At 57.5% G+C, this 26,704-nt stretch carries 25 protein-coding genes and 2 tRNA genes; 19 read left to right on the forward strand and 8 right to left on the reverse strand.

All coding sequences use genetic code 11. The features are described 5' to 3' along the window. The first annotated feature begins 3 nt into the window (after positions 1-3). The 11 genes from iscR (at position 4) to der (ending at position 11,045) form a co-directional block, all read left to right on the forward strand. The gene (gene iscR / locus ACJO5Y_RS00595; RefSeq protein ID WP_406984246.1) at positions 4-501 is read left to right on the forward strand and encodes a Fe-S cluster assembly transcriptional regulator IscR; all 498 of its coding nucleotides are present in this window, start codon (positions 4-6) and stop codon (positions 499-501) included. A gap of 23 nt (positions 502-524) precedes the next feature. Then, positions 525-1,673: an IscS subfamily cysteine desulfurase gene (locus ACJO5Y_RS00600; protein WP_406984247.1), complete on the forward strand. Its 1,149-nt coding sequence runs from the start codon at positions 525-527 to the stop codon at positions 1,671-1,673. Between the two features lie 69 nt (positions 1,674-1,742). Beyond that, on the forward strand, positions 1,743-2,171 hold the full coding sequence (gene ndk, locus ACJO5Y_RS00605; protein ID WP_406984248.1) for a nucleoside-diphosphate kinase: 429 nt from the start codon (positions 1,743-1,745) through the stop codon (positions 2,169-2,171). A gap of 63 nt (positions 2,172-2,234) precedes the next feature. Next, entirely contained in the window at positions 2,235-3,347 is a 1,113-nt protein-coding gene (gene rlmN, locus ACJO5Y_RS00610) for a dual-specificity RNA methyltransferase RlmN (protein ID WP_406984249.1), read from the forward strand. 92 nt (positions 3,348-3,439) lie between these two features. Then, complete coding sequence (pilW, locus tag ACJO5Y_RS00615) at positions 3,440-4,198, forward strand: type IV pilus biogenesis/stability protein PilW (protein WP_406984489.1); 759 nt, start codon at positions 3,440-3,442, stop codon at positions 4,196-4,198. Next, the gene (locus ACJO5Y_RS00620) at positions 4,191-5,216 is read left to right on the forward strand and encodes a RodZ domain-containing protein (protein ID WP_406984250.1); all 1,026 of its coding nucleotides are present in this window, start codon (positions 4,191-4,193) and stop codon (positions 5,214-5,216) included. Before pilW ends, ACJO5Y_RS00620 begins: the two co-directional genes overlap by 8 nt. 34 nt (positions 5,217-5,250) lie before the next feature. Next, on the forward strand, positions 5,251-6,369 hold the full coding sequence (gene ispG / locus ACJO5Y_RS00625; RefSeq protein ID WP_406984251.1) for a flavodoxin-dependent (E)-4-hydroxy-3-methylbut-2-enyl-diphosphate synthase: 1,119 nt from the start codon (positions 5,251-5,253) through the stop codon (positions 6,367-6,369). Positions 6,370-6,439: 70 nt separating this feature from the next. Beyond that, a complete protein-coding gene (hisS, locus tag ACJO5Y_RS00630; RefSeq protein ID WP_406984491.1) occupies positions 6,440-7,693 on the forward strand; it encodes a histidine--tRNA ligase in 1,254 nt (417 codons plus the stop codon). Positions 7,694-7,739: 46 nt separating this feature from the next. Next, entirely contained in the window at positions 7,740-8,396 is a 657-nt protein-coding gene (locus tag ACJO5Y_RS00635; protein WP_406984252.1) for a YfgM family protein, read from the forward strand. Continuing rightward, the gene (bamB, locus tag ACJO5Y_RS00640) at positions 8,396-9,568 is read left to right on the forward strand and encodes an outer membrane protein assembly factor BamB (RefSeq protein WP_406984253.1); all 1,173 of its coding nucleotides are present in this window, start codon (positions 8,396-8,398) and stop codon (positions 9,566-9,568) included. The genes ACJO5Y_RS00635 and bamB overlap by 1 nt, the downstream gene beginning before the upstream one ends. Before the next feature lie 55 nt (positions 9,569-9,623). Beyond that, the gene (der, locus tag ACJO5Y_RS00645) at positions 9,624-11,045 is read left to right on the forward strand and encodes a ribosome biogenesis GTPase Der (protein ID WP_406984254.1); all 1,422 of its coding nucleotides are present in this window, start codon (positions 9,624-9,626) and stop codon (positions 11,043-11,045) included. A gap of 15 nt (positions 11,046-11,060) precedes the next feature. Here der and pta read toward each other — a convergent pair whose 3' ends face one another. From pta to ACJO5Y_RS00660, 3 genes are read right to left on the reverse strand one after another with little or no spacing between them, the layout of a single operon-like run. Beyond that, a complete protein-coding gene (gene pta, locus ACJO5Y_RS00650) occupies positions 11,061-13,214 on the reverse strand; it encodes a phosphate acetyltransferase (protein WP_406984255.1) in 2,154 nt (717 codons plus the stop codon). A gap of 27 nt (positions 13,215-13,241) precedes the next feature. Further along, complete coding sequence (locus ACJO5Y_RS00655; RefSeq protein WP_406984256.1) at positions 13,242-14,438, reverse strand: acetate/propionate family kinase; 1,197 nt, start codon at positions 14,436-14,438, stop codon at positions 13,242-13,244. 23 nt (positions 14,439-14,461) lie between these two features. Beyond that, positions 14,462-16,879, reverse strand: coding sequence for a bifunctional diguanylate cyclase/phosphodiesterase (locus ACJO5Y_RS00660; RefSeq protein WP_406984257.1), 2,418 nt, complete (start codon positions 16,877-16,879; stop codon positions 14,462-14,464). Positions 16,880-17,125: 246 nt separating this feature from the next. Between ACJO5Y_RS00660 and ccoM the strand changes: the two genes are divergently transcribed. After that, complete coding sequence (ccoM, locus tag ACJO5Y_RS00665; protein ID WP_406984258.1) at positions 17,126-17,275, forward strand: cytochrome c oxidase subunit CcoM; 150 nt, start codon at positions 17,126-17,128, stop codon at positions 17,273-17,275. A gap of 14 nt (positions 17,276-17,289) precedes the next feature. Here ccoM and ACJO5Y_RS00670 read toward each other — a convergent pair. The 3 genes from ACJO5Y_RS00670 to ACJO5Y_RS00680 all read right to left on the reverse strand — a co-directional run bounded on the left by ACJO5Y_RS00670 (position 17,290) and on the right by ACJO5Y_RS00680 (position 18,772). After that, positions 17,290-17,365: transfer RNA gene (locus tag ACJO5Y_RS00670), tRNA-Glu, on the reverse strand. Between the two features lie 94 nt (positions 17,366-17,459). Next, entirely contained in the window at positions 17,460-18,362 is a 903-nt protein-coding gene (locus ACJO5Y_RS00675) for a TIGR01777 family oxidoreductase (RefSeq protein WP_406984259.1), read from the reverse strand. A gap of 41 nt (positions 18,363-18,403) precedes the next feature. Then, the gene (locus ACJO5Y_RS00680) at positions 18,404-18,772 is read right to left on the reverse strand and encodes a sirohydrochlorin chelatase (RefSeq protein ID WP_406984260.1); all 369 of its coding nucleotides are present in this window, start codon (positions 18,770-18,772) and stop codon (positions 18,404-18,406) included. 102 nt (positions 18,773-18,874) lie between these two features. Between ACJO5Y_RS00680 and ACJO5Y_RS00685 the strand changes: the two genes are divergently transcribed. The 7 genes from ACJO5Y_RS00685 (at position 18,875) to ACJO5Y_RS00715 (ending at position 24,957) form a co-directional block, all read left to right on the forward strand. Beyond that, positions 18,875-19,477 (forward strand): DUF924 family protein, encoded by a 603-nt coding sequence (locus tag ACJO5Y_RS00685; protein WP_406984261.1) that lies wholly within the window; start codon positions 18,875-18,877, stop codon positions 19,475-19,477. A 172-nt stretch (positions 19,478-19,649) separates the two neighbouring features. Then, positions 19,650-20,378 (forward strand): TetR/AcrR family transcriptional regulator, encoded by a 729-nt coding sequence (locus tag ACJO5Y_RS00690; RefSeq protein WP_406984262.1) that lies wholly within the window; start codon positions 19,650-19,652, stop codon positions 20,376-20,378. 154 nt (positions 20,379-20,532) lie between these two features. Continuing rightward, the gene (locus ACJO5Y_RS00695; RefSeq protein WP_406984263.1) at positions 20,533-21,255 is read left to right on the forward strand and encodes a murein L,D-transpeptidase catalytic domain family protein; all 723 of its coding nucleotides are present in this window, start codon (positions 20,533-20,535) and stop codon (positions 21,253-21,255) included. A 106-nt stretch (positions 21,256-21,361) separates the two neighbouring features. Further along, positions 21,362-21,437 (forward strand) — tRNA-Gly (locus tag ACJO5Y_RS00700). A 130-nt stretch (positions 21,438-21,567) separates the two neighbouring features. Then, the gene (locus tag ACJO5Y_RS00705; protein ID WP_406984264.1) at positions 21,568-22,362 is read left to right on the forward strand and encodes an MOSC domain-containing protein; all 795 of its coding nucleotides are present in this window, start codon (positions 21,568-21,570) and stop codon (positions 22,360-22,362) included. 7 nt (positions 22,363-22,369) lie between these two features. Next, the gene (locus ACJO5Y_RS00710; protein WP_406984265.1) at positions 22,370-24,295 is read left to right on the forward strand and encodes an ATP-binding cassette domain-containing protein; all 1,926 of its coding nucleotides are present in this window, start codon (positions 22,370-22,372) and stop codon (positions 24,293-24,295) included. Next, positions 24,292-24,957, forward strand: coding sequence for a DUF6901 family protein (locus ACJO5Y_RS00715; protein ID WP_406984266.1), 666 nt, complete (start codon positions 24,292-24,294; stop codon positions 24,955-24,957). The genes ACJO5Y_RS00710 and ACJO5Y_RS00715 overlap by 4 nt, the downstream gene beginning before the upstream one ends. A 66-nt stretch (positions 24,958-25,023) precedes the next feature. Here the strand turns inward: ACJO5Y_RS00715 and ACJO5Y_RS00720 are convergent, their stop codons facing one another. Together ACJO5Y_RS00720 and ACJO5Y_RS00725 are read right to left on the reverse strand one after the other, a co-directional pair. After that, positions 25,024-25,455: a universal stress protein gene (locus ACJO5Y_RS00720; protein ID WP_406984267.1), complete on the reverse strand. Its 432-nt coding sequence runs from the start codon at positions 25,453-25,455 to the stop codon at positions 25,024-25,026. A 146-nt stretch (positions 25,456-25,601) separates the two neighbouring features. Continuing rightward, positions 25,602-26,417 carry a hypothetical protein gene (locus tag ACJO5Y_RS00725; protein ID WP_406984268.1) on the reverse strand — a complete coding sequence of 272 codons (816 nt, stop codon included), beginning with the start codon at positions 26,415-26,417 and terminating at the stop codon, positions 25,602-25,604. Positions 26,418-26,704 lie beyond the last annotated feature (287 nt).

Raw genomic sequence — 26,704 nt, forward strand, 5'->3', positions numbered from 1 at the left:
ACTATGAAACTGACCACCAAAGGCCGCTATGCCGTTACGGCGATGCTGGATCTGGCTCTTCATGGGAGTCAGGGGCCGGTCAGTCTTGCGGACATTTCAGCCCGGCAGGAAATCTCCCTCTCCTATCTGGAGCAGCTGTTTTCCCGTCTGCGCAGGCACCAGTTGGTGGTCAGCATCCGTGGTCCGGGTGGCGGCTACCGCCTGAGCCGTGATGCCGCCTCTGTATTCATCTCCGAAGTGGTGGATGCAGTCAATGAATCCCTGGATACCACGCGCTGTGGTAACAAGGGTGACTGCCAGAACGGCGAAAAATGCCTGACTCACCATCTGTGGTCGGATCTGAGCGATCAGATCCATCAGTTTCTCAGTGAGATCAGTCTTGCCGATCTGATGAAAAAGCGGGAAATCCAGACGGTGGCGGACCGACAGGATCGCCTCCAGTCGGATGCTGACTCCCAGACGATCAACACCGAGCGCCTGACTGAGCAGACGCCGGCCTGAACCAAGTAACTCTCGATACCATTATGAAAAAGCCCGTCTATCTGGATTACGCGGCGACGACGCCCGTTGATCCCCTTGTTGCTGAAGAAATGGTCAGGTATCTGACCCTGGATGGCGTATTCGGAAATCCGGCGTCACGCTCCCACGCCTACGGCTGGCAGGCAGAAGCGGCGGTCGAGAGTGCGCGCAAGCATGTGGCTGGCCTGATCCACGCCGACCCGAGGGAGATTGTGTGGACTTCCGGTGCGACCGAATCCGACAATTTGGCTATCAAGGGGGCGGTAGCCGGGAAACCCGGCGCCCATGTGATCACCTCGATGATCGAGCACAAGGCCGTTCTCGACACCTGCAAATGGCTTGAGAGCCAGGGTGTGGAAGTGACGTGGCTGAAGCCGCAACCGGATGGCCGCATTACGCCGGACCAGGTGGAGGAAGCCCTCAGGTCGGAAACGGTGCTGGTCAGCCTGATGATGGTGAATAATGAGTTGGGCTGCATCACCGATATCGGCGCCATCGGTGGCCTTTTGCGTGAGCGGGGCGTTCTGTTTCATGTGGATGCGGCCCAGGCGGCCGGAAAGATGCCGGTGGATGTAACGGCGACGCCGGTGGATCTGTTATCGCTGTCCAGCCATAAGGTCTACGGCCCGAAAGGCGTGGGTGCCCTGTACGTCCGCCGTTCGCCGGATGTGAAAATCGAGGCTCAGATTCATGGCGGCGGCCACGAAAGGGGGATGCGCTCCGGGACCTTGCCGACCCATCAGATTGTGGGTATGGGCAGCGCGTTTGCCCGGGCGCAAGAGTTGCTTGATGACGACATGGCCCGGCTGGAAGCGTTGCGTACCCGGTTCCTGGATGGCCTGTCGTCGCTGGATGGGGTGTCATTTAACGGCAGCGCTGAGGCAAGGGTGCCGGGCATTATCAATCTGTCGTTCGCCGGCGTTGACGCAGAGTCCCTGATGCTGGGCTTGCGGGAACTGGCGGTTTCGTCCGGCTCGGCCTGTGCGTCGGCGACCATCGAGCCGTCGTTTGTGCTCCGTGGTATCGGCCTTGGCGATGAAGAGGCCCATCGCGCCCTGCGATTCTCCCTCGGCCGATTTACCTCCGACGAAGAAGTGGACTTTGCGACGTCACAAATCATTGAAGTTGTTGGGCGTCTCCGCTCCGTGCGGTAGGCAGTAGCCTCCGGACTGCGTATAATCCCAACCCTGAATTTTTAACCTGAACCATACTGGAGAAATGACATGGCGAATGAGCGCACGCTCTCGATTATCAAGCCCGACGCAGTTGCAAAGAATGTGATCGGTGAAATCTACACCCGTTTTGAAAAAGCCGGTCTTAACATCGTTGCTGCCAAGATGATGCACCTGACCCAGGAGCAGGCGGAAGGCTTCTACGCTGAGCATAAAGAGCGTCCTTTCTTCAACGACCTGGTTGCTTTCATGACCTCCGGCCCGGCTGTGGTTCAGGTTCTGGAAGGCGAAGGCGCCATCCTGAAAAACCGCGACCTGATGGGCGCGACCAACCCGAAAGAAGCCGAAGCCGGCACTATCCGCGCCGATTTCGCGTCTTCTATCGACGCTAATGCCGTACACGGTTCCGACTCTGCCGCTTCCGCAGAGCGTGAGATCGCGTACTTTTTCAATGACAGTGAAATCTGCCCGCGCGGTTGATTCTGCTGCCGAAGCGGGAGACGTTCTCCCGCTTCGGATTGGTTATTTGATCGAGGTTATGAAATGACAGCGGCCGCTGAGAAAACCAACCTGCTGGGGATGCCGAAAGCCAAGATGGAGGCTTTCTTTGAGACCCTGGGGGAGAAGCGTTTCCGCGCCACCCAGGTGTTGCAGTGGATTCACCAGCGTGGCACTGATGACTTCGATCAAATGACCAATATGAGCAAGGTCCTGCGGGAAAAGCTCAAGGAAGTCGCCGAAATTCGCGGGCCTGAGGTGGTTTACGACGAAACCTCCAAAGACGGTACCCGCAAATGGGTCATGCGCATGGACAACGGTAACAGCGTTGAAACGGTGCTGATTCCCGATGGCGAGCGTGGCACTCTGTGTGTCTCTTCCCAGATTGGTTGCAGCCTGGACTGTACCTTTTGCTCGACTGGCAAGCGTGGCTTCAACCGCAATCTGACGGCTGCCGAAATCATCGGTCAGGTATGGGTGGCCCGGAAGGCCTTCATGCCGTTCGAGCCGGGCCCGGATCGCCCCATCACCAACGTGGTGATGATGGGTATGGGCGAGCCTCTGCTGAACTTCGACAACGTTGTCGACGCCATGAACCTGATGATGGAAGACCTGGCTTACGGGATATCGAAGCGTCGGGTGACCGTCAGCACCTCCGGTGTGGTGCCGGCCCTTGATCGTCTTGGCGAAGTTACAGATGTTTCACTGGCCATTTCGCTCCATGCCCCTAATGATGCACTGCGTAACCAATTGGTGCCATTAAATAAAAAGTACCCGATCGCGGAATTGCTGGCAGCGACAAAGCGGTACCTGGCCCGGTTACCGGACAAGCGCAAAGCCACCATCGAGTACACGGTGATCGAAGGAGTGAATGATCAGCCTGAGCACGCCCGTGAACTTGCGAAAATTCTTCGCGGTCTGCCCTGCAAGATTAACCTCATTCCTTTCAATCCGTTTCCGGAGAGTGACTTTCGTCGCCCGAAAATATCGGCGACCCGGCGCTTCCAGAACATCCTGAACGAGGCGGGCTATATCTCGACCGTGCGTACCACCCGGGGAGATGATATTGACGCTGCGTGCGGGCAACTTGTGGGCCAGGTTGAAGACCGTACCAAACGCAGTCAGCGGTACATTGCGGTTCAACAGGTCAATCCCTGAATCCGGCCGGCACTGAAACCAATTAACAATGTGAGGAATTGATAACCGTGGCATTTAGTCCAGTGAACCGTGTCCGAACCCTGTTGACCGTTATGCTGGTGATGTTTTTTGTCTCAGGTTGCGTCACCGTTTCCGACAGCCGCTTTGCCCGGGAAGAGGATCGCGAGAAAGCGGTTCGCAACTATGTTCAGCTTGCCACAGCGTATATTGGCCAGGGCAATCTGGACCGTTCACGGAAACATCTTGAGCGGGCCCTTGAACTTTCTCCCGATAATGCCGGCGCACTGTCTGCCATGGGCCTGCTGCACAATACCGATGGTGAGCCCAGGCTGGCCGAGGAATCCTTCCGCAAGGCGTTATCCAGTGACAGCGACTACACCCGTGGGCGCGTTTATTATGGCGCGTTTCTGTACGGTGAGCGGCGTTTCGACGAAGCACGGGACCAATTCCTCGTCGCGTCAAAGGATACCAAGTACGATGATCGTGCCTCGGTTTTCTTCAATCTGGGGATGAGTGAGGAGCGTCTGGATAACAACGATGCTGCGATTGATGCTTACCGGCGCTCCGTGGAACTGTCCAGGGGCGATGCGAAATCCCTGCTGGCATTGTCCCGCACCCTGGTGAAGGGTGGGAATTACTCGGCTGCGTCCCGTTATTACGATCGCTTGAGCAGGCTTATGCAGCAGAACCCCAGGTATCGGCATTCTCCGGAGAGCCTGCTTACCGGTATCCGGATTGCCCGCCATTCTAATCAGCGGGACCGGGCATCCAGTCTCGCTCTTCAACTGAAGAATAATTTTCCGGAGTCAGTCGAATACCAACAATACAAGGTGCTGATTTCTAATGAGTAATGAAGAAACCACTCAACAGCGTGTCGGTGAATCGGCAGGCAGCCTGCTAAGGCAGGGCAGGGAAAAGAAAGGGCTGAGTGTGTCGGGCGTTGCCGACGCGCAACATCTTCGTCCCGCTATTATCCAGGCCATAGAGGACGGCGATTACCAGCAGATTGACAGCGAATTGTTTCTCAAAGGCTATGTCAGGGCTTATGCGAAACAGGTAGACCTTGATGCGGACTCAGTGGTTGCCGTTCTCGACAGGGAACTGGAACCTCTGCGCCTGAAAAAGGCAGAAGCCCTGGAAGCCAATCCCCTGGTGGATATTGAACGCCGCAGGCGGCAGAAGCGGCGATTTGCAAAGATTCTTATTCTTTTGGTGGCTGTTCTGGTGGCCGCCTATCTGGTTCTGCGCTTTATTGATGACGGTACCAGCGATACCGAAGCGCCTCCGGTACAGGAACAGCAACAGGATCCGGAGCAGGATGCGGGTTCACTTCAGGAACCTGAACCGGAACCTGCTGTCGATGTCAGTGAGGCCCGGGTCAGGACTGAGGACGAGGCGCCTGTACAGGATACGGTGGCAGCACCGGAGTCCACGGCCGGAGAAACGTCCGACGAAGCGTTTGTTACCGCCGATGAGCCAGAGGCCGCTGAGACGGAAATTCCGGTTGCGGGGTCCGTTGGGGGTGATTCAGGTGAGGCGCTGGATGAATCCCGTATTCCTGTTGTCACCAGCACCACGGAGCCTGCATTGGCAGAAAGCGCGCCGGCAGAGGATCCCTCAGATACGGGGCGTCTGCAGGTTTCCTTTTCCAGCGATTGCTGGATTGAAGTGACCGATTCCGCCGGGTCAAGGCTGGTCAGCTCCCTTCAGCGGGATGGCGATCGTGTCGACGTTACCGGTCAGGTGCCTCTGAATGTGGTCATTGGTGCAGTGGATGCGGTGGCTGACATCAGTTTTCAAGGCGAACCGGTGGATATGTCTGAGTACCGGGTTGTGAACAACCGTGCCCAGTTCACCCTGGAAATCTGATAATTCTGAACACACTTATTTTGGTTAGCATGAGATGAAACAGGAATCTCCGATTAAAAGACGGCAATCCCGCCAGATCATGGTGGGTAATGTGCCGGTTGGCGGTGATGCTCCCATTGCGGTTCAGAGCATGACTAACACCAACACTTGTGACGTGGATGCCACTGTCGGGCAGATCCAGGCATTACAGGATGCCGGCGCGGATATTGTGCGGGTTTCCGTACCCAGCATGGAGGCGGCTGAAGCGTTCGGTCAGATTCGCTCCCGGGTATCCCTGCCGCTGGTGGCGGATATTCACTTTGATCACAAAATTGCCCTCAGGGTGGCCGAACTCGGGGTTGATTGCCTACGGATCAATCCCGGCAATATCGGCCGTGAGGACCGTGTGAGTGCGGTTATCAGTGCGGCAAAGGACCGGAACATCCCGATCCGTATCGGCGTCAATGCCGGTTCCCTGGAAAAGGAACTGCAGCGCAAGTACGGCGAACCGACGCCGGATGCGCTGGTGGAATCCGCCATGCGTCATATCGACATCCTGGACCGTCACGATTTTCAGGACTTCAAAGTAAGTCTCAAGGCCTCCGAGGTGTTCATGACGGTGGCGGCGTATCGCAAGATCGCTTCCCAGATTGAGCAGCCCCTGCACCTGGGTATTACGGAAGCCGGTGGCTTCCGCTCGGGCACGGTGAAATCGTCCATCGGCCTGGGCATGCTGTTGATGGACGGCATTGGCGATACCATCCGTGTATCCCTGGCGGCGGATCCGGTTCAGGAAATCAAGGTGGGCTTTGATATCCTCAAGAGTTTGCGACTGCGTAGCCGTGGTATCAACTTCATTGCGTGCCCGAGCTGTTCCCGCCAGAATTTCGACGTCATCCAGACCATGAATGATCTGGAAGCGCGGCTGGAGGATGTGAACACCTCCATGGACGTAGCCATCATCGGTTGCATCGTGAATGGCCCCGGTGAGGCAAAAGAGGCGGACATCGGATTGACGGGCGGTAGCCCCAAGAACCTGTTTTACATGGATGGCAAGCCAAACCAGAAACTGGATAACTCGACCCTGACGGAAGACCTTGAACGTCTGATCCGTGAAGAGGTGGCTCGTCGCAAGGAACAGGAAGACGCAATTATTGCCCGGTCCGGTGAGTAACCGGCGATCGCCCCATTAAATGATTCAGGATTAAGGGTTTAACTTGGCTAAGATTCAGGCAATTCGCGGGATGAACGATATCCTGCCGGATCAGACCCCCGTTTGGCAGTTTGTTGAAGGCAAGGTTCGTGAGGTTCTTTCCGGGTATGGCTACCAGGAAATCCGTATGCCCATCGTGGAGCAGACGGACCTTTTCAAACGGTCCATCGGAGAAGTGACCGACATCGTTGAAAAGGAAATGTACACCTTCGATGATCGCAATGGCGACAGCCTGACCCTTCGCCCCGAGGGCACGGCGGGCTGCGTGCGGGCGGCGGAAGAGCACGGCCTGCTGTTTAACCAGACCCGTCGGCTCTGGTACACCGGTCCGATGTTCCGCCATGAGCGCCCCCAGAAAGGTCGTTACCGCCAGTTCCACCAGATTGGTGTGGAATGCTTCGGCATGAGCGGGCCGGATATCGATGCCGAGCTGTTGATACTGACGGCGCGCCTGTGGAAGGAGCTGGGACTGGATGCCCATACCCGCCTGGAGATCAATTCCATTGGCACTTCCCAAGCCCGCCGGGCCTATCGTGAGGCACTGGTCGGCTATCTCTCCGGATACCACGACCGGCTCGATGCTGACAGTCAGCGTCGTCTTGAAAGCAATCCGTTGCGGATTCTGGATAGCAAGAGCCAGGAGACCCAGCAGATCCTGCAGGATGCCCCGAAACTGGATGACTACCTGGATGAGGAATCCCTGGAGCACTTCCGTCGCCTGCGTGAACTGCTGGACGCTGCGGGCATCGACTACACCGTAAACCCGCGCCTGGTTCGTGGCCTGGATTATTACGGCAAGACGGTGTTCGAATGGATTACCGATAGCCTGGGCGCCCAGGGTACGGTATGCGCCGGTGGCCGCTACGATGGTCTGGTTGAGCAACTGGGCGGCAAGCCAACGGTTGCCGTCGGTTTTGCGATGGGACTGGAACGCCTGATCCTGTTGCTGGAAACCCTGGAGCTGATCCCCGATTACGTGAATGCCAATGCCGATGTCTATGTTACCGCGATGGGGGATCAGGCTGTCCCGGCGGCGCTGGGACTGTCTGAAACCCTGAGGGCGGCTCTGCCCGGCAGGGTTGTCGTGACTCACTGCGGCGGCGGAAGCTTCAAGAGCCAGATGAAGAAAGCCGACCGTAGCGGCGCACGTTACGCTGTTATTCTCGGTGATAATGAAATTGAACGCGGTACCGTTGGCCTGAAGCCTCTTCGCTCCGATGAGGAGCAACAGACGCTGGGGCAGAGCGAACTTGCCGATACACTGGATAAATTGCTGGGTGCCTGATCGGCGCACCCGGACAAACTGACAAAAGCTGACTACAGGAGTCATCATGGCCGAAATGCGTACCGAGGAAGAACAGGTTCAGGCGATCAAGGACTGGTGGAAGAAGAACGGCAGTTCACTTCTGATCGGTATCGGTGCAGCGCTGGCGATCGTATTCGGCTGGCAGACCTGGCAGAACCATCAGATGCAGCAGCGAACCGAAGCTGCTAACCAGTTTGCCAACCTGCTGAATGCCTACAGTGACCAGTCTGATGAGCAAAGTGGTGAAACGGTAGCCTTTGTTGCCAATAATCTTCAGGAAGAGTTTTCCGACAGTGCCTACGCCATTTACGGCATGCTCATTCTGGCTCGTCAGCAGCTGATGGACGAAGGGGATGTCGCCGCAGCGATTGAGTCCCTGGAGTGGGCCAACGGGCAGGTGGAAGAAGGCAGCGCGCTGTCATTTATTATTCGCAACCGTCTGGCGCGGGCTCAGTTTTCAGCAGAGCAGTATGACGAAGCGTTGAGCACACTCGACGGCGCCGGCGACAACGAGACCTTTGCCGCGATTTTTTCCGAGCTCAGGGGCGATATCCTGCTGGCCCAGGGCGATCGTGAAGGCGCCCGTGAAGCCTACCTGGCAGCCAGGGAGCAAGCCCGGCAGAGCCGCAGTGGCATTCTGGAACTGAAGTTGTCGGACCTCGGCGTACAGGAGGGTGCCTGATGCCCTGGTTGTCTGACGGGCCATCATTCGTTCGTTTTGGCGCTATTGCTCTGATAGCGGCGCTGTTTGTCGGGTGCAGCACCAAAGAACCCTTTGAGGAACCTGCGCCGGTGCCCGACATTGAAGGCACGGTGGAGCTGGATCGTGTGTGGACCATGCAGGTGGGTGATGGTCATGATGACCAGTTCCTTTACCTGACGCCGCTGAACACGGGTGATCTGTTGTACGCTGCCTCTGCGGATGGAGAGATGTACGCCGTTGAGGCCGAAAACGGCAAGGTTGTCTGGTACAAGGATCTGGAAGAACAGATCTTTGCCGGCGTTGGTGGTGACCGCGAACAGCTTTACCTGGTGACCCGCGATGCCAGTCTGATGGCTCTCTCCAGGGAAGACGGAGAGGTGCTCTGGGAATCCGCGCTTCCGAATGAGATCCTGGCCACGCCACAATCCAATGGCAATATCGTGGTTGTGCAGACCACGGATGGCAAGGTGCTGGCGTTTGACGCCTCTTCCGGGGAAAAACGCTGGCAGTACGACAGCGTGGTTCCGGTGTTGTCCATGCGGGCGGCCGCTCCGCCGCTTGTGGGGGGCGAACTGGTGTTGGCCGGGTTTGCGAACGGCAAACTGATGGCGCTGTCTGTGGATAACGGGCAGCCAACCTGGCAATACGAGGTTGGCCAACCCAAGGGCCGTACCGAGCTGGAACGCCTGGTGGATGTAACCAGCCAACCGCTGATCCTGGAAAATGCTGCTCTGGTTGTTGGCTATCAGGGTAAACTGGCGCTGGTGAACCTGCGCAACGGTGACGAAATCTGGAGTCGGGAGGCATCAAGCCTGCACTCTCCCATGGTCGGTGCCGGCAACATCTACGTGTCTTCGGCAAACGGCGATATCATTGCCTATCGCGGGTCAGACCGTCGCGAATTGTGGACCCAGGACCGGTTGTCCTGGCGCCAGACCACGCAGCCGGTTGTGTTCGACGATTACCTGCTTGTTGGTGACTTTGAGGGGTACATCCATATGATGTCCCTGGAAGACGGTTCCCTGCAGGGCCAGCTGGAATTCGACAGCGACGGACTGCGTGTACCGGCACAACGGCTTGGTAACGGTAACCTGCTGGTGCTTGGAAACAGCGGTAAGATGACCGTTTTTGAACTCAAGGAAAGCGATTGAGCGCTTCCTTCCCCGGGCCCATGAGGGCCCGGTCAATCTTTTGTAGCGAAACTATATGATCCCTGTAATTGCCCTTGTCGGCCGCCCCAACGTCGGAAAATCGACTCTATTCAACCAGATGACGCGGTCTCGGGATGCACTGGTTGCGGATTTCCCCGGGCTGACCCGTGATCGGAAATACGGTGAGGGCACTTATGAAGACCAGCGCTTCATCGTTATCGATACTGGTGGTCTGACGGGTGATGAGGAAGGCCTTGATGCGGAAATGGCGCGTCAGTCCCTTCAGGCGGTCGAAGAGGCGGACATTGTACTGTTCCTGGTGGATGGTCGCTCCGGCCTGACCAGTGGCGATGAACTGATCGCCAATCAGCTCCGAAAGTCCGGGAAACAGGCTCACCTGGTTGTCAACAAAACCGACGGTCAGGATCCGGACATCGCCGCTGCGGATTTCTACAGTCTCGGGTTCGAGTCCACGTTTCTGATTGCTGCGTCCCACAACCGCGGTATTCGATCCTTGTTGGAATGCCTGCTTCCGTCGGAAGAGGAGCGCGAAGAGCAGGATCGTGCCGAGCGTTATCCCGGTATTCGTATTGGTGTGGTCGGTCGTCCGAACGTAGGAAAGTCGACCCTGGTCAACCGCATGCTGGGGGAGGAGCGGGTCGTGGTGTTCGACATGCCGGGCACTACGCGGGACAGTGTCTACGTACCCTATGAGCGCCAGGGCAGTCAGTACACGCTGATCGACACGGCGGGGGTTCGCCGTCGCAAGAATGTCCGTGAAGTGGTCGAGAAGTTTTCCATCATCAAGACCCTGCAGGCCATTGATGACGCCCATGTGGTGATTCTGGTGATTGACGCCCGGGAAGGCCTGGTGGATCAGGATCTTCACCTGATCGGCTTTGTGCTGGATGCGGGGCGATCACTGGTGATCGCAGTCAACAAATGGGATGGCATGGACCCGGAAGAGCGCGCCCGCGTGAAGGAACAGGTCCGTCGCCGTCTGGATTTCCTGGACTACGCGGATAAGCATTATATCTCGGCGCTGCACGGTTCGGGTGTTGGCGTGATGTACGAGTCCGTGCAGGCCTGCTACGAATCGGCGATGGCCAAGTGGCCCACCAACCGGCTTACCGCAATCCTTCAGGATGCCGTTGCACAGCATCAGCCGCCGATGGTGCAGGGCAGGCGTATCAAATTGCGATACGCACACCAGGGCGGCTCAAACCCGCCGGTCATCGTGGTACACGGTAACCAGACGGATGCGCTTCCTGGCTCCTACAAGCGTTACCTGGAAAATACCTTCCGCAAGGTTCTGAATGTCACCGGCTCTCCGATCCGCTTTGAGTTCCGCTCCAGTGAAAACCCGTTCGCCGGCAAGGTCGATCGGCTGACGCCGCGCCAGCGGGTCAAGAAAGACAATGACCTAAAGGCTGGCCGGCGTCCGAAGAAACAGCGGATGAAGAGCAAGAAGCGATAGTCGCTTGCGGGGCGGTCAGGCCAGCCCCGCATTTTCGACCTGCTTCGCCTGAACCGCCGTGATGGCGATGGTAAAGACGATATCCTCCACCAGCGCGCCCCGCGACAGGTCGTTGACCGGCTTTCTCAGACCCTGGAGCATGGGACCGATACTCACCACGTTTGCACTGCGCTGCACCGCCTTGTAGGTGGTATTGCCAGTATTGAGATCCGGAAAGATAAAGACTGTGGCACGTCCTGCCACTTCGCTGTCCGGCGCCTTGCTTTTAGCGACGCTTTCAATGGCGGCGGCATCATATTGCAGAGGGCCGTCGATCAGCAGGTCCGGGCGACGTTCCCGGGCGATACGCGTGGCTTCCCGCACTTTCTCCACATCCTGCCCGCTGCCGGACTCGCCGGTGCTGTAACTGATCATCGCCACCACCGGTTCAATGCCGAACGCTTCCGCCGACTGGGCGCTCTGGATGGCGATATCCGCAAGCTCCTCGGCGTTCGGATCGGGGTTGATGGCGCAGTCTCCGTAGACCACCACCTGTTGTGGCAGCAGCATGAAGAAGACGGATGACACTACCTTGGCTGCGTCGTGGGTCTTGATCAGTTGAAGGGCAGGGCGCACGGTGTTGGCGGTGGTATGAACAGCGCCTGACACCAGCCCGTCGGCTTCGTCCATGGCCACCATCATGGTGCCTAGCACTACGTTGTCTTCCAGCATGGCTTCGGCCATATCGGGCGCCAGGCCCTTGTGTTTCCGCAGGCTAACCATGGGTTGAATGTAGTCGCCCCGCACTTTGGCAGGATCGATGATCTCCATGTCGTCCGGCAGGTCCAGTCCCTGGGATTTCGCGACGTTCCCGATTTCGGCAGGGTCGCCTATCAGGGCGCATCGGGCCAGGCCCCGCTGGTGACAGATGATGGCTGCCTGGACGGTACGGGGTTCATTGCCTTCCGGCAGGACAATGCGTTTGGCCGCGGCCCTTGCGCGCTCGGACAGCAGATAGCGGAAGGCCGGCGGTGAGAGTCGGCTCTGGCGCTGAACCTTCAGGTGTTGCTGAAGCCAGTCGGTATCCACCCGGGTGGCGACGGCTTCCATGGCGTTTTCGATCCGGTCGGGGTCGTCAATCGGGATGGCCGCCGACAGATTGGCCAGGCGATGGGCGGTTTCATAGGTGTTGGTTTCTGCACGCAGTACCGGCAGCCCCGTGTCCAGGGCCCTCCGGCACAGGTCGACCACCCGCTCGTCGGGCATCAGGTCACCGGTCAGCATCAGACCGGCCAGAGGAACACCGTTGAGCGCCGCCACGGCCGTGGCTACGATGATGTCCTCCCGGTCCCCGGGGGTGACCATCAGGGTGCCAGGCCTCAGGGTGTCCACCATGTTTCTGATGGTGCGCGCACAAACCGAGACCTTCTGAACCCTGCGGGCGTGCATATGGCCCTCGTGCAGCACGGATACCTGCATTTCCCGGGCGATGTCCGACACCCGAACGGCCAGCAGTTCCGGTTGCCAGGGAATGCATGCCAGCAGCCGGAAACGGCCCTCGGCGAATACCTTGCAGTCGGTCTGGAAATCGACGTGGGCATTGGACGCTGCGGAGTTGACCCGCGGTGTAAATTCCGACTTTTCGGGTTCGCCCACCTTGTTCAGGACGATGCCAATCACGTCAGGATCGGAAGGGCTGGCAAACAACCGTGATGAGAAATCCAGCTCTTCGTCCAGTTCTTTGGCTGTGGCATTCTTCGGTGTGCTGACCAGTACGACTTCCGATCCGAGGTTTCGCGCCAGCTCCACGTTGAGGCGGGCGATGTAGGCTTCGCTGCGGTCCGGCACCAGGCCTTCAATGATGACCACATCAACGGTTTTCGCAACTTTCTGGTACTCGCCCACGATGGTTTCCATCAGCAGATCGGATTTACCCTTGTTCAGCAATTGCTGAGCTTCCTTCAGGCTCATGGGGTCCGGTGGCTCGAGGTGGCTGCGGGCGCGAACGAAGGCAACGGAGGCGTCCTTGCCATCATTGTGCTGGGATTCGCCCTGGTGAACCGACTGGCTGAAAGGCTTGTAGAATCCGACACTGACTCCGACCCGCTCCAGGGCCCTGAGCAGTCCCAGACAGACGGACGTCAGGCCGGAATCCATGGACGTTGGCGCGATAAACAGGTTTTTGGCCATAGAGATATCCTTGCAGGTGTTGCGTGTTCAGCTTTGGCGTTGAGGGTGACGGGCGTCCAGGGCTTCCCGGGCAATGACCAACTCCTCGTTGGTGGGGATGACCATCACCCTGAATCGACTGTCGGCCTGGTCAATTCGGCCGCCGGTGTGCTTCCCGTGTTGCCGATTGGATGACGGGTCAAGGGAGAAGCCGGCCAAGCGGAGGTGACCGAGGGTCTTTTCCCGCACCAGGGCGCTGTTTTCGCCAATGCCGCCAGTGAACACCAGGGCATCAAGCTGAGTCAGGGATGCCATCATGGCGCCGATATAGCGGGCCAGGCGGAAACAGAATACCTCAATGGCCAGGGCTGAGGGCTCGTGGCCGTCTTCGGCCTGCTCACTGAGGGATCTCATGTCGTTGGTTTTCCCGGACAGCCCGAGTAACCCGCTGTCGTTGTTGAGAATCCGGTGTACTTCTTCCGCGTTGATCCCCTTGCCCTTGAGGAAATCGAACAGCCCGGGGTCAATATCGCCGCTGCGGGTGCCCATCACCAGGCCTTCCAGGGGTGTAAGGCCCATGCTGGTATCCACGCTGACCCCGTCACGGATGGCCGTAATGCTGCAGCCGTTGCCGAGGTGGGCGGAGATGACAGACGTCTGGTCAGGGGCCTTCTCCAGCAGGCGGGCCGTCTCGTTCGCCATGAACTGGTGGCTGGTGCCATGGAAGCCATAGCGGCGAACGCCCCAATCCCGGTAAAACCGATAGGGTAACGCATAGAGATAGGCGTGCTTCGGCAGCGTCTGATGGAAGGCGGTGTCAAAGACCGCCACCTGCGGTACGTCCGGGAACAGATCTCTGGTCGCTTCTATGCCGGTGAGATTGACCGGATTGTGCAGCGGTGCGAGGCTGGCACAGTCCTCAATGGCCTGAAGGACATCATCGGTTATCAGCGCTGCCTGGCGAAAGGTTTCTCCCCCGTGAACCACCCGATGGCCAATGGCCACCGGCGCGGCGGTGAGCAGGCCATGGTCACGGAATGCCGTAACCACCGCACGTAGGGCGTCACGGTGGTTACAGCCGCTTTGCAGCGGGATGTCCAGTGATTGCGAAGGCACGCTGGCGAAGGCGTCTTCTGTCCCGAGCCTCTCGGCGAGCGCGGAGGCAAGCTTGTTGAAACTGGTGTCAAACAGGGCCGCTTTCAGGGACGAGCTGCCACAATTGATAACGAGTAGGGTGTCTTCCATGGATGAATCCGTTCAGTTGAATGTCAGGGCTGGACACGATGATTGGTACGTAGCCACTTTTCAAACTCTTCCTCTGGCATCGGCCGGCTGTAGAAGTAACCCTGGGAGTAGTCGCATCCTTCCTCTTGCAGGAAGTGAGTCTGGGCTTCGTTTTCAACGCCTTCGGCAATGACCGTCAGGCCCAGGCTGTGGGCCATGTTGATAATGGCTTTGACCAGCGAGGCATCGTCCTGTTCGGTCATGACATCCTGAACGAACGACTTGTCGATTTTAAGGGTATCGAACGGGTAGCTCTTCAGGTAGCTCAGAGCCGAATAGCCGGTGCCAAAATCGTCCACGGAAAGCCGTATGCCTGCAGTGTCGAGCTGTCTCAGGATATCCGCGGTTTCGATGGTGTTATCGAGAATCAGTCGCTCGGTGATTTCAAGTTCCAGTGTACTGGCTTCCAGGCCGCTGGCCTCCAGGGCGTTCATGACGGCGTCGGTGAAGCCCTGGTCCCGGAACTGGCGGGGGGACACGTTCACCGAGACACCCACTTTGGTGCCCGTGATTTCGCGCCATTTCATCGCCTTGTGGCAGGCCTCCTGAAGCACCCATTCACCGATGGGAGTAATCAAACCGGTCTCTTCCGCCAGGGGGATGAAGCGGTCTGGCATGACCATGCCCATACTGGGGTTATTCCAGCGAATCAGTGCCTCGGCGGAGCACAGTGCGCCGGTGTCGGTACGGACAATGGGCTGGAAATAGAGTTCGAATTCGTTCTGTTCCAGCGCCCGGCGCATTCGCGATTCCATTTGCAGCCGTTCATGGGAGACTTCCTTCATTTCCGGTGCAAAGTGGGCATAGGAACTCTTGCCCATGTGTTTGGCCTGGTACATGGCGGCATCGGCGTGCTGCAGCAGGGTTCCGCTGTTGTCGGAGTCGGTCGGGAAGATGGCGATGCCAATGCTGGTGGTGACGAACACTTCCTGATTATTGAGCAAGTACGGCGGCTCGAAGGTTTTCAGGATCCGTTCAGCGACCTGGGAGGTTGCGTTGGCGCCGGTCAGCCCCGGCAGGATCACCAGGAACTCATCACCACCAAGGCGTGCCACGGTGCTGGTGCCGCGAAGACAGCTTGATACCCGGCGTGCCGCTTCGATCAGCAGGTTATCGCCGGCATCGTGCCCCAGGGTGTCATTGATGTGCTTGAAGTTGTCCAGGTCCAGGAACATCACGCCGACCAGGGAATTTTCCCGCCTGGCTTGTGCCAGGGCGAGTTTCAGGCGATCCAGCGCCAGCATCCGGTTGGGTAGGCCGGTGAGGATGTCATAGTTGGCCTGCCGGAGCAGTTGTTGCTCGTACCGTTTGCGGATGCTGATATCTTCGCCGAGGATCAGGTAACCGGTTGCCTGGCCGTCGGAATTCTTGATGGGGGTGACGATCAGTTGCTCCCAGAATCGCTCTCCGTTGCGGCGTACGCTGTTGACCTCGCCCTGCCAGACACCCACCCGCTGGACCTGCAGGCGAATGGATTGCCACAGATGCTTGGTTTCACGGTGCTCCATGGCGTTCTCGGACAGTGCGCCCGGGTGTTTGCCAATAATCGCGTTGGCGTCATAACCGGTCAGTTGGGTGAACTTCTGGTTGGCGAACTCGATCCGCCATTGGCGGTCGCAGATCAGGACCGAAGACGGGCTCTGTTCAATGGCTTTGGAGAATTTCCGAATTTCCGCCGCATCCCGTTCCTGGCGGGCGACATCCTTATTTAGCCGGTCCCGCATCTGGTTGATGGCATCGGTGACCCGAGCCAGTTCATCCTGACGGTTCAGTGGGGAGTCTGGTCGATCCAGCTTCAGCGGTTCGGCCAGGTTGGTCAGGGAGATCTGACGGGCATAACTGGCCATGGTGGATAAGTGGCGGGCCACGAAGTGTTGGAAAATCCAGATGATCAGAATGGATACCAGGAATGTCTTGAAAAACTCGGTGACCAGGATCAATCCCGCTTTCCGCTTCATTTCCCCGTAAACCCGGTCCAGGTCTGCCGTAACGGTCAGTTCGCCGAGCTTGAATATCTCATCGCCATGGTGGATGAGATCGAAGCTGTGGGATCTGGTCTGTGCGTCACGGGCGACCTGGCCCATCACCAGCTCCGAGTCGGGCTCGATGCGAAGGCGCAGGTGAGCGATGTCGGGAAGGCTGAGTATTCCTTCCATCTGGGTCTGGAGCAGTTTCTGGTCCAGTGCCCACAGGCTTCGGGCCAGGCTGGTGGCGTAACCGGTCTCCACTACACGCATGCGGTTGTCAATCTGGCCAAGGTCTTTGTGGTAATCGGAATACAGTTGGATGGCGGATGCGATGAGGGTGAAAACGGAACTGAACAGCAGTATCCAGGCAAGTAACCGGAAAGACAGGGGAGATCCCGTTCGGAAGCGTCGCACACGCGTCGACAGTTTTTGCATGTCGTTACTTCAGCCACCCTGACCAGTTATTCGTGAAACGGACAGTTCATTACCTTCAGGACTATAGCAGCAGTTTCTTTCAAGTGCTTCGCAAATAAAGAAAAAACGGAAGAATTGTGGTGGGGTCCGAGTTTTAAAACGAATAAAGCGGGGTCACTGTTTGATGCAGGTCAATATCGTTGCCGGGCCTTCGGCGTAATCTGGGACTGGTTAAATGAAATGGCCGATGGAGGTCGGATTATGTATATGGACGCGGTAGTGATGGCTGGAATTGCGACCGTCTTTCTGATGGTGCTGTTTTTTGTTGGTGTTGGGCTCTTCGTGATGAAGGATTCCAGGGACCATAAGGAAAGAAAACACGGGGGAGAATCTCACCAGCCCGGAAAGGTGGTGTAGTGTCAGAAAAAAAATGGCGTCCCCTAGGGGGTTCGAACCCCTGTTGCCGCCGTGAAAGGGCGGAGTCCTGGGCCACTAGACGAAGGGGACGCATCGTTCTTACTGACTTGCCTCGTCGAGGTGGCGCGTATATTAAGTAAGGCTTTATTCTCTGTCAAACAGTTTCTTGAAAAAAATTCGGTTGTTAGCGAACGCAGCTTTCCAGTGCCGCTGTCAGGTCTGGGTAGGTAAACCGGAAATCCTGCTGTAACAGGCGTTGCGGGACAGCCTGTTGGCCTGTCAGTAAAAGCCGTGACATTTCGCCGAGTGCGGCCCTCAATACGGGCGCCGGAGCCGGAAAGATCGCGGGCCTGTTGAGGGCGCTGGCCAGGCAGCGGGTGAACTCACGGTTGGTGACCGGATTCGGACTGACCACATTGTAGGGGCCGGTGGCATTCTCGGATTCCAGCATGAAGATCAGTGCTGAAACGACATCGTCGCGGTGAACCCAGGGCATGTACTGGTTGCCACTACCCAGGCGCCCGCCAAGGCCAAGGCGGAAGGGCAACAACATGCGTCGGAGGAACCCGCCATCCGCGCCGGCGACGACACCAGTCCGGGACAGGCATACCCGAACGCCATCAGCCTCAAGCTTGTTCGCTTCCGCTTCCCAATCCCTGCAGAGCCGATGGGTAAATTCGTCGTTGGGAGGTGTGTCTTCGGTGACCCGGATCGAGCCCTGATTGCCGTAGAACCCAACCGCAGATCCCGAAACCAGCACTGTCGGCCTGGAACTCCAGGTCCTGATCACCGACACCAGTCGGCGGGTGAGGGCAATACGGCTGTCCCTGAGCTGCTGTTTGCGCTGGTTGCTCCAGCGTTTGTCGGCAATGCCTTCCCCGGCGAGATTAATCACGCCGTCGAATCCCGGATGATCCACCAGCAGGTCAAGATCCGACACCGCCTCGACCCGGCCACAGGCCGCAAGGACGTCCGCTTCACTCTGGCGGCTGAGCACCGTCAGGCTGTAGCCTTTGGCAATCAGTTTCGGGCATAGCACCTGGCCGATGAATCCGGTGCCTCCGGTTACTAGAATCCGATGGTTCATTTGAACGCCCCCTCTGGCCTGTCCGTGGTTTCCGGGTGATACTATTTTGCCAGCTCCTGCTCAACAACGTCGCGAATGGCTACGCCAAGCCGGGGATTCTCCCCGATGGGTGGTGCAAGGCTGATGGAAATACCGTGAGCTTCCTCAAGCGAGCGGATCATGGCCGGTACATCCTTGCGAAGATGCCTTCCAGCGGCCAGGAACAGAGGCACCACGGTAAAGGTTTGGACGCCTTCCTTAACACCTTGCTCGACGATTTGCTCCAGAGAAGGCGTGGCCAGTTCCATATAGGCGATCCGCGAGCCCGCTACCGAGTTGACGGTGGGCGCGGCCAGTTGTTCGAATGTCTCGCACCAACGCTTGTCGCTGCTGCCGTGGGCGAGAAGAATAATACGGTGTCCTTCGGACATGAGCTCTCCTGTGAAGAATGCTGGCCTGCATCTTATGAATTGTAGCAGGATAGATGATGTACTGACCCTTTGGCCTGGCCATAACTGACGGTGTAGCCCCTTATGTTCGATTGGAATGACATTCTGGATTTCTGGTTTGGTGAACTTGATGATGACGGGTTGCCGGACAGCTTTCATCGCAACCGCTGGTTTCGCTCGGACCGCAGGTTCGACCAGGAAATTCGTCACCGCTTTTTATCCCTTGTGCTTTTCGCATCCGAGAGCGGCCTTGTGCACTGGCGCAAGCAGGCGGGCGGTGCGTTGGCGGAGATTGTGTTGCTGGACCAGTTTTCGCGGAACATCTACCGGGGAAACGCCCTGGCATTCGAACATGACAAGGTAGCCAGAACGCTGACCCGTCAGGCCATGGATCATGGTCAGGATATGATGCTGCCCGCCGTACAACGGGCTTTCCTCTACATGCCCCTGCAGCATTCCGAACGCCGGGAAGACCAGAACCTGTCGGTGGAATGCTATGAGCAGCTGGCGGCCTCCGCCGATGGCATTCTGGGGGATTTCATGAAGAGCTTTGTTGAGGCAGCCCATGATCATCGCGATATTATCTGTAAATTTGGCCGCTTTCCCCACCGCAACGCGATACTGAAACGCCCATCCACGCCTGAAGAAGCAACCTACCTGAAGCAGGGGCGACGCTTCGGTCAGTAACGCCGCCGCTGCTGCCGTCAATGGGTCAGAGCGTGAAAAGTGCCGATTCCGTCAACGTTTGCCCCGCGTGTTTTCGTCATGATTTACAAAAAGTAACAATAACTCCGGGTGACGCCCGGCCATGCGACCGGTTCCTCGCCGGCCGTCAGGATGACGAAGCAGGATGGCAACCATGGGACACGCGCAGGCATTGAATCTATGGCATTCAAGGGAGCTTCCCGAGGATCGCTCCTTCCGGGAATCGATTCACTACAGCGGCCGCAAAACCGTCAGGGCCAAAAGTGAGAATCGACGTGTACAGATTCTCGAAGCCACGTTGCGCATCGCCGCCAGGGACGGCCTGCGGGGAATCAAGCATCGCGCTGTTGCACGCGAAGCGAAAGTTCCCCTGGCCGCAACAACCTACTACTTCCGCGACATCAATGAGCTGATCAGCGATTCGTTCATGCTGTTTGCGGAAAAAGCCCGGGAAGACCTCGGCAGATTCTATGACACCATTAACCTGGTGCTGGACAACGTTCCGCCAGACAGTCTCCATCGCGGAGGTAGCGGACGTCGTGAACTGGCGTCAAGGTTGACCGCTATTACCGCAGCTTACCTTGCCGAACAGTTTTCCGATCGTCGTGAGCAGGTGCTGGCCGAGCAGGTGTTCCTGATGGAATCGTTGCGGGATGAGCGGCTTGCGGATCTGGCGCGCAGTTACCGCAGTGCCTGGGTGGCGGGCCTGGAGCAGATCCTTCAGAGGCTGGATTCACCCACTCCGGCAAGGGACGCATCGCTACTGGTTAATGTGGTACTTGGCCTTGGCTACGATACCCTGCTGAACCGGCGAGTGGTGGAACAGGAAGTGCTTGAGGCGTCTGTGCACCGGATCGTGTGCCTGATATTGGCGGTCCATTAGCCAGTGGTGGTTCTCTATGGTGTTTTGTATAAATATTGTACATTATGACGGACATCCCGATTTTCCCTGATAGAATGCCCGACACTTGGGCTCAGGCGCGGGTTTTTATTGCCCGCTATGCTATTTGTTGAGCTGATCTGACAGGGTTTATCGAATGCTGAAAAATCGAAGGGCGGGCCGTTTCGGTCTGGTGCTGGCCACGGCGCTGTTTCTCCCCGGGCAGGGTGCTGCAGCATCTTTTGACAATTCTCTCCTGACACGACTTTCCGGCGTTGCTCCGAAACTGAATGTGGAGGTTTTGCAACGGGCATTGCAGGCTTCTTCATGCGCGGTGTCGAACGGTGTTGAAATGCCGGAGCGGCTTGCGGTGATCGATTTCTCACTGCCGTCCAGTGAGGAACGCCTTTGGATTTTTGATCTGGCCAGCGGCGAGCTCTTGCTCAAGGATCTGGTTGCCCATGGCAAGAATTCGGGAAATCTGGAATCCACGGCGTTCTCCAATATTGAAGGGAGCTACCAGTCCAGTATTGGCCTGTTCAAGGCCAGTGAATCCTATCGCGGAAAGCATGGATACTCCTTGCGACTGGATGGGCTGGAGCCCGGCATCAATGATCTGGCGCGACAGCGCGCCATCGTGATCCATGGCGCGGACTATGTGAATGACAACTGGGTCCGTGATTACGGCCGGATCGGGCGCAGCCATGGCTGTCCCGCCGTGGATCAGCAGGTGATTCAGAAGGTGGTGGATAACCTGAAGGGCGGGCAACTGGTATTCAAGTATTACCCGGATCAGAACTGGCTGCAGTCATCGGGGTATCTGAATTGCGAAAGCGGCCAGATTGCGAGCACCTCAGAGCGGAGGCAGGATAATACCTGATCAGTCACCACCGGCAGGGCCAAAAAACTTGCCAAAAAGTGGTTGACGCCCGCGAACGAATCCGTAGAATACGCCTCCGTTGTCGGCATCAAGCCAGCAACCACAAGCGGGAATAGCTCAGTTGGTAGAGCACAACCTTGCCAAGGTTGGGGTCGCGAGTTCGAATCTCGTTTCCCGCTCCAGATTCCGGAAACCTGGCCCTTAAAACGGCCGGGTTTCTTCGTTTCCAGGCACTGCATTTCCACGTTTCCCGATTTAACTCGGTTATACTCTTCGCCCGATCTTTCAGTATTTGTGGCTGCGGGAGGCATTGTGCGAATCCATTCCCTGTATATCTATCCGGTCAAGTCCCTTGCCGGCATTCCGGTCAGTTCCTTTGATATGGACGACTTCGGTCCAGCGAATGATCGTCGCTGGATGATTGTTGATTCCGAACGGCGATTCGTGACCCAGCGTGATTACCCGATGCTGGCGCGGATACATACATCGCTTGAAGGGGATTGTGTTAGGGTGAGCATCCCGGGTGAGGGCGAGTACCTGCTGCAACCTGGTGAAGACGAAGCCCGGGTGCTGGTATGGCGCGATTGGGTGAAGGCGGTTTACGGGGCGCCAGAAGTCTCAGGCGCGTTAAGCCGTTTCTGTGGCGAGGATTTCCGTTTTGTCTACATGCCGGATGCCTCTTTCCGCAGGGTTGATGCCGGGCGGGTGACCGAGGAGCGAAGAGTAAGCTTTGCCGATGGTTTTCCGTTCCTGATCACCAATCTCGCTTCGCTGGGTGAGCTGAACGGCCGGCTCGACAGACCGGTGGAGATGCGTCGGTTCCGCCCTAATATCGTGGTTGAGGGGGGAGAGCCCTGGAGCGAGGACGATTGGCGTCAGTTGCTGATCGGCGAGCAGGCATTCAGTGTGGTCAAGCCCTGTTCCCGGTGTGTCATGACGACCGTCGACCCGGATACCGGCACGAAAGGAGCGGACCTTCAGCCTTTGCGAACCCTCGGACAATATCGCCGCACCGCCGACGGCATCATTTTCGGCATGAATGCAATTCACGAGTCGCCAGGCACCATCCGTGTCGGCGACCCGGTCATCAACAGAATTACGGAGTAATAACACGGTGCCATTGTTAACGCTGGACGCCATTTCCCTGGCTTTTGGTATGCAGCCGCTGCTGGATCACGCCTCGCTGAATATCGAAGCGGGGGAGCGGGTGTGTCTGCTTGGCCGCAACGGTGAAGGCAAATCCACCCTGCTGAGGATCGTCAGCGGTGAGATAACCCCCGAAAGCGGCGTCGTGCGGTTGGATGAAGGGGCGACGCTGGCAGTGTTGCCCCAGAACCTGCCCGCCGAGGATAACCGCACATCCTACGAAGTGGTTGCCAGCGCGTTTCCGGAGACCGGTGAGCTGCTGGCCCGTTTCCATACCCTTTCGCAATTGGCGGATGAGGCGAGCCTGGATCAAATGATGAAGGTTCAGGAGCGGCTGGAGGCCCTCGACGGGTGGCGCCTGGATCAGAAGGTTAACGCGATTCTTGAGCAGTACAGCATTGACCCTGAGCAGACTCTGAACACCCTCTCCGGGGGCTGGCAGCGGCGGGTGCTGTTGGCGAAAGCGCTGGTGGCCGAACCGGATATCCTGTTGCTGGATGAGCCGACCAACCATCTGGATGTGCCGGCCATCGCCTGGCTTGAGGAAGCGCTGACGCAGTTTCGGGGCGCTATCCTGTTCGTCAGCCACGACCGGGCATTCATTCGCAAGATGGCCACCCGGATCGTCGAGCTGGATCGAGGCAAACTGATCAGTTTCGCGGCGACTTATGACAAGTACCTGGAGCTGAAAGAGAAAGCGCTGGAAGACGAGGAGCGACAAAATGCTCTGTTCGACAAGCGCCTGAAGCAGGAAGAAGCCTGGATCAGGCAAGGGATCAAAGCCAGGCGAACCCGCAACATGGGGCGGGTCAGGGCCCTGAAGGCCATGCGTGAGGAGCACCGTCAGCGTCGTGTTCGTGGCGGCACGGCCAGCTTTGTGGTGGAAGACGCGGCCCGATCAGGCAAGCTTGTTGTGGAAGCGAAGGAGGCCGGATTCCGTTACCCGGACGGCAGCCCGGTGATCAGCGACATGGACCTGACCGTGCTCCGTGGCGACAAGATTGGTCTGGTGGGCGAAAACGGTACCGGCAAAACCACCCTGGTGAGGCTCATGCTTGGAGATCTGAAGCCGACAGAGGGCTCGATCCGGCTGGGGACGAATCTGGAAGTGGCGTACTTTGACCAGCTCCGGGGGGAACTGGACCTGGAGCGCAACGCCCTCGACAATCTTTCGGAAGGGCGGGAGTTTATTGAGATCAATGGTCAGAGCAAGCACGTTTTGGGCTACCTGCAGGAGTTCCTGTTCAGTCCTCAGCGGGCCCGTTCGCCGGTCAGCGTATTTTCCGGCGGCGAGCGAGCGCGTCTGTTGCTCGCCAAGCTGTTCAGTAAACCGGCCAACATCCTGGTGCTCGATGAGCCCACCAACGACCTGGATGTAGAAACCCTGGAACTGCTTGAGGCCCAGTTGGTGGAGTTCAAGGGCACTGTGCTGGTTATCAGTCACGACCGGGAATTCCTGGATAACGTGGTCACGGATACCATTTTCCTGGATGGCTCCGGTGCTGTGCGGGAATACGTAGGTGGTTACAGTGACTGGCGCCGGCAGGGTGGTTTTTTCCCGGCAGAGCGTAAAAGCGCTCCGGAAAAGCCGGAAAAACCAGTAAAGCCGGTGGAATCGACCCGGAAAAATGTCGCAGATGTGGCGGAATCCACAAAATCAAAACCCGCTAAATTAAGTTACAAGCTTAAGCTTGAGCTTGAGGAATTACCGGGCAAAATTGAATCATTGGAGGCAGATGTTGCTGCACTCCGGAAGCAAATCTCGGATCCGGAATTTTATTCAGGCCCACCGACCGAAGTCTCGGCTACGCTGGCGGAGTTGTCGGACAAGGAAGCCCGGCTGGAACAGGTAATCGAGCGGTGGATGGAGTTGGAAGAACAGGCCAATCAATGAACGTTAATTATAATTTCAGGTTTCAGGATGGGCGGCAGGTTGAGTTCAAGGTGACCAGCCAGCCTGCGGAGGTCGTTTCACCTTTGCCATCCTGGGCTCGCCTTGAGCATTGCCAATGCTCCAACTGTCCGCTGAAACCGGCGGATTCTCCCCATTGTCCCGCAGCGACGGAAATCCTTCCGGTCGTCAACGCCTTCCAGGCCGAGGAGGCGTACCAGAAGGTCGAGGTGACGGTCACCGATGAGCGCCGCACCTATTCCAAGTCCACCTCCCTGGAGGAGGCACTGCGCTCCCTGCTCGGACTGAAGATGGCGACCAGCGGCTGCCCGGTGTTGGGAGAGCTCAAATCCATGGCGGTCCACCACCTGCCGTTCGCCAATACCGATGAATTCATCATGAGAAGCGTGTCCCATTACCTGCTTCAGCAATACTTTGCCAAACGCAACCATCAGGAGCCCGATTGGGAGCTGAAAGGTCTGGTGGAGCGGAACCAGCGGCTACAACTGGTCAACCAGGCGCTGTGGCAAAGGATTCATTCGGTGTGCAAGGGTGACAGCAACCTGAAGGCGCTGTTGAATTTCTTCTCCATGGCCTCGAGTGTCAGCTTTTCCCTTGAAAGCCAATTGCGCAAGCTGGAGAGCAAAATGGAAGGCGGATCTTGAATCCGGCGGATGTACCGGGCGGCCTGGCGGGAGCCAGCACCTGCCCGGTGAAGGGAAGGAAGGGAATCAGCGAATCCTGACAGCCAGGACATCACACTCCGTGCCATGAAGTACGCCGTTGGCGGTTGAGCCCAGTAACAGCTGAAAACCCTTGCGACCGTGGCTGCCAACGATGACGAGGTCCACATCCTGTTCCTTGGCCAGTCGGTGTATTTCCGACTCCGGCCTGCCCACGGTAATCACCTGGTTGTCGGTCGTTACGCCGTATTGATTGCCATAGGCGGCCAGTTGCTCCCTGGCTGCCTTGTCCAGTTGATCCTGCAGTTCCGTCAAATCCATCGGGATGTCGCCCCCATAGGCGTAGCCCACGGGTTCCACCACATGCACCAATAACAGTTCAGCGTCATGGGCCTTGCTGATTTCCTGGGCCTTATTGAGGACCTGGGGGGCTTCCTCGGTGAGATCGATGGCGACCAGCATTTTCTGATAGGTTGACATTGTATTACTCCTTGACGAACCGAGACTCTTAAAGCCTTGCCATGCATTGAGGATAGTCGAAAAAGTCCTTTCCGGAACTGACTGGCATCAAAAAAAACGGGGAATGGCGGACCCGGGTGCCGGCAAGCGCAGGGCCCGATGTGACGTCAGGCGTTTTGCTGAAGCAGTTCGATGGTGGCGTCCAGCCCGCGAAGGATGCCCTTGGAATAGCGATCAATCACGAATGAGACGTTGTTGGCGTTGTAGTTGATGTAGGAGCCGCGAATGAACTGCCACTTCGATGACAAATCGTCCAGGGCGGCCTTCAGTTCACCCTGACTGTTCCCCTGATTGATTTTCTCCAGCAGGGTATCGAATTTGCGGGCTTGCTCGTCAAGGGCCTCTTCAGTCGATGACCCCTGGAATGTCTGCGCCACCGTGGAATGGGTCCTGGCTGAGTACTTGGCCATCATCTGCGCCAGGGTGATGGCTGCGGATCGTGCGGCTTCGACGCGATTGTTGGTAGACGTCTGGCTGCTTTCGCTGGAGACCTGATAGAGCTCTGTGGCCATCTCGCTCATGGTCAGGGCCTGGTTGGCCATATCAGACACCAGCCGCAGATCGGGATAGCCAGTGTCGCGTACGTCGTTGATGTTGTCCCGCATCAGGCTCTTGAACGTATCGAATTCCTGGTTGAGGTTTTCGACTTCCTCATTGCTTAACACGCCTGCGGTACTTTCAGCGAGATTGTTCATGGAAGAATTGGCGCTGTTGATACTGCCGACAATCTCGTTGAGGGTGTCGGTATCGCCGTCGGTGCTGAAGCGGTAGTAGGCATCCAGGGCGAGGTAATTGCTTACCCGGAATGTGTGCAGGTCGGAAAGAAACCCGTCTGCGGTTTCCGCTCGTGCGGTAAGGGAGGTAAGGGCAAGCAGGATAAGGGCTGCAATGAGTGAGCGTACCCGAAGGCGAGCGTCGGTCATCGGATAGATCTCCGTACGTAAGTTTTATTATTGTGGACTAAAGTCTCGGTCCGAAGGTAAAGTAACTCAGCCAGCCGATCAAGCGGTTTTACAGCCTGTAACGCGGGTAAATGTAAAGAACTGCCAAATTTGCGTGACGAAGTTCCGGTTTCTTGTCCAGACCTGGATGTACCGCACAGAAAACAATAATCCGCATTATCAGTTTCCCGGTGCCTTCGCCGATTTTGAAGACTTTTGCACCGATTCTTCCAGAAACAAATTGACAAACGAGCTGTTTTTTTTCATCG

It is taken from the genome of Marinobacter alkalisoli, from assembly GCF_045449855.1.
GTDB lineage: Bacteria > Pseudomonadota > Gammaproteobacteria > Pseudomonadales > Oleiphilaceae > Marinobacter.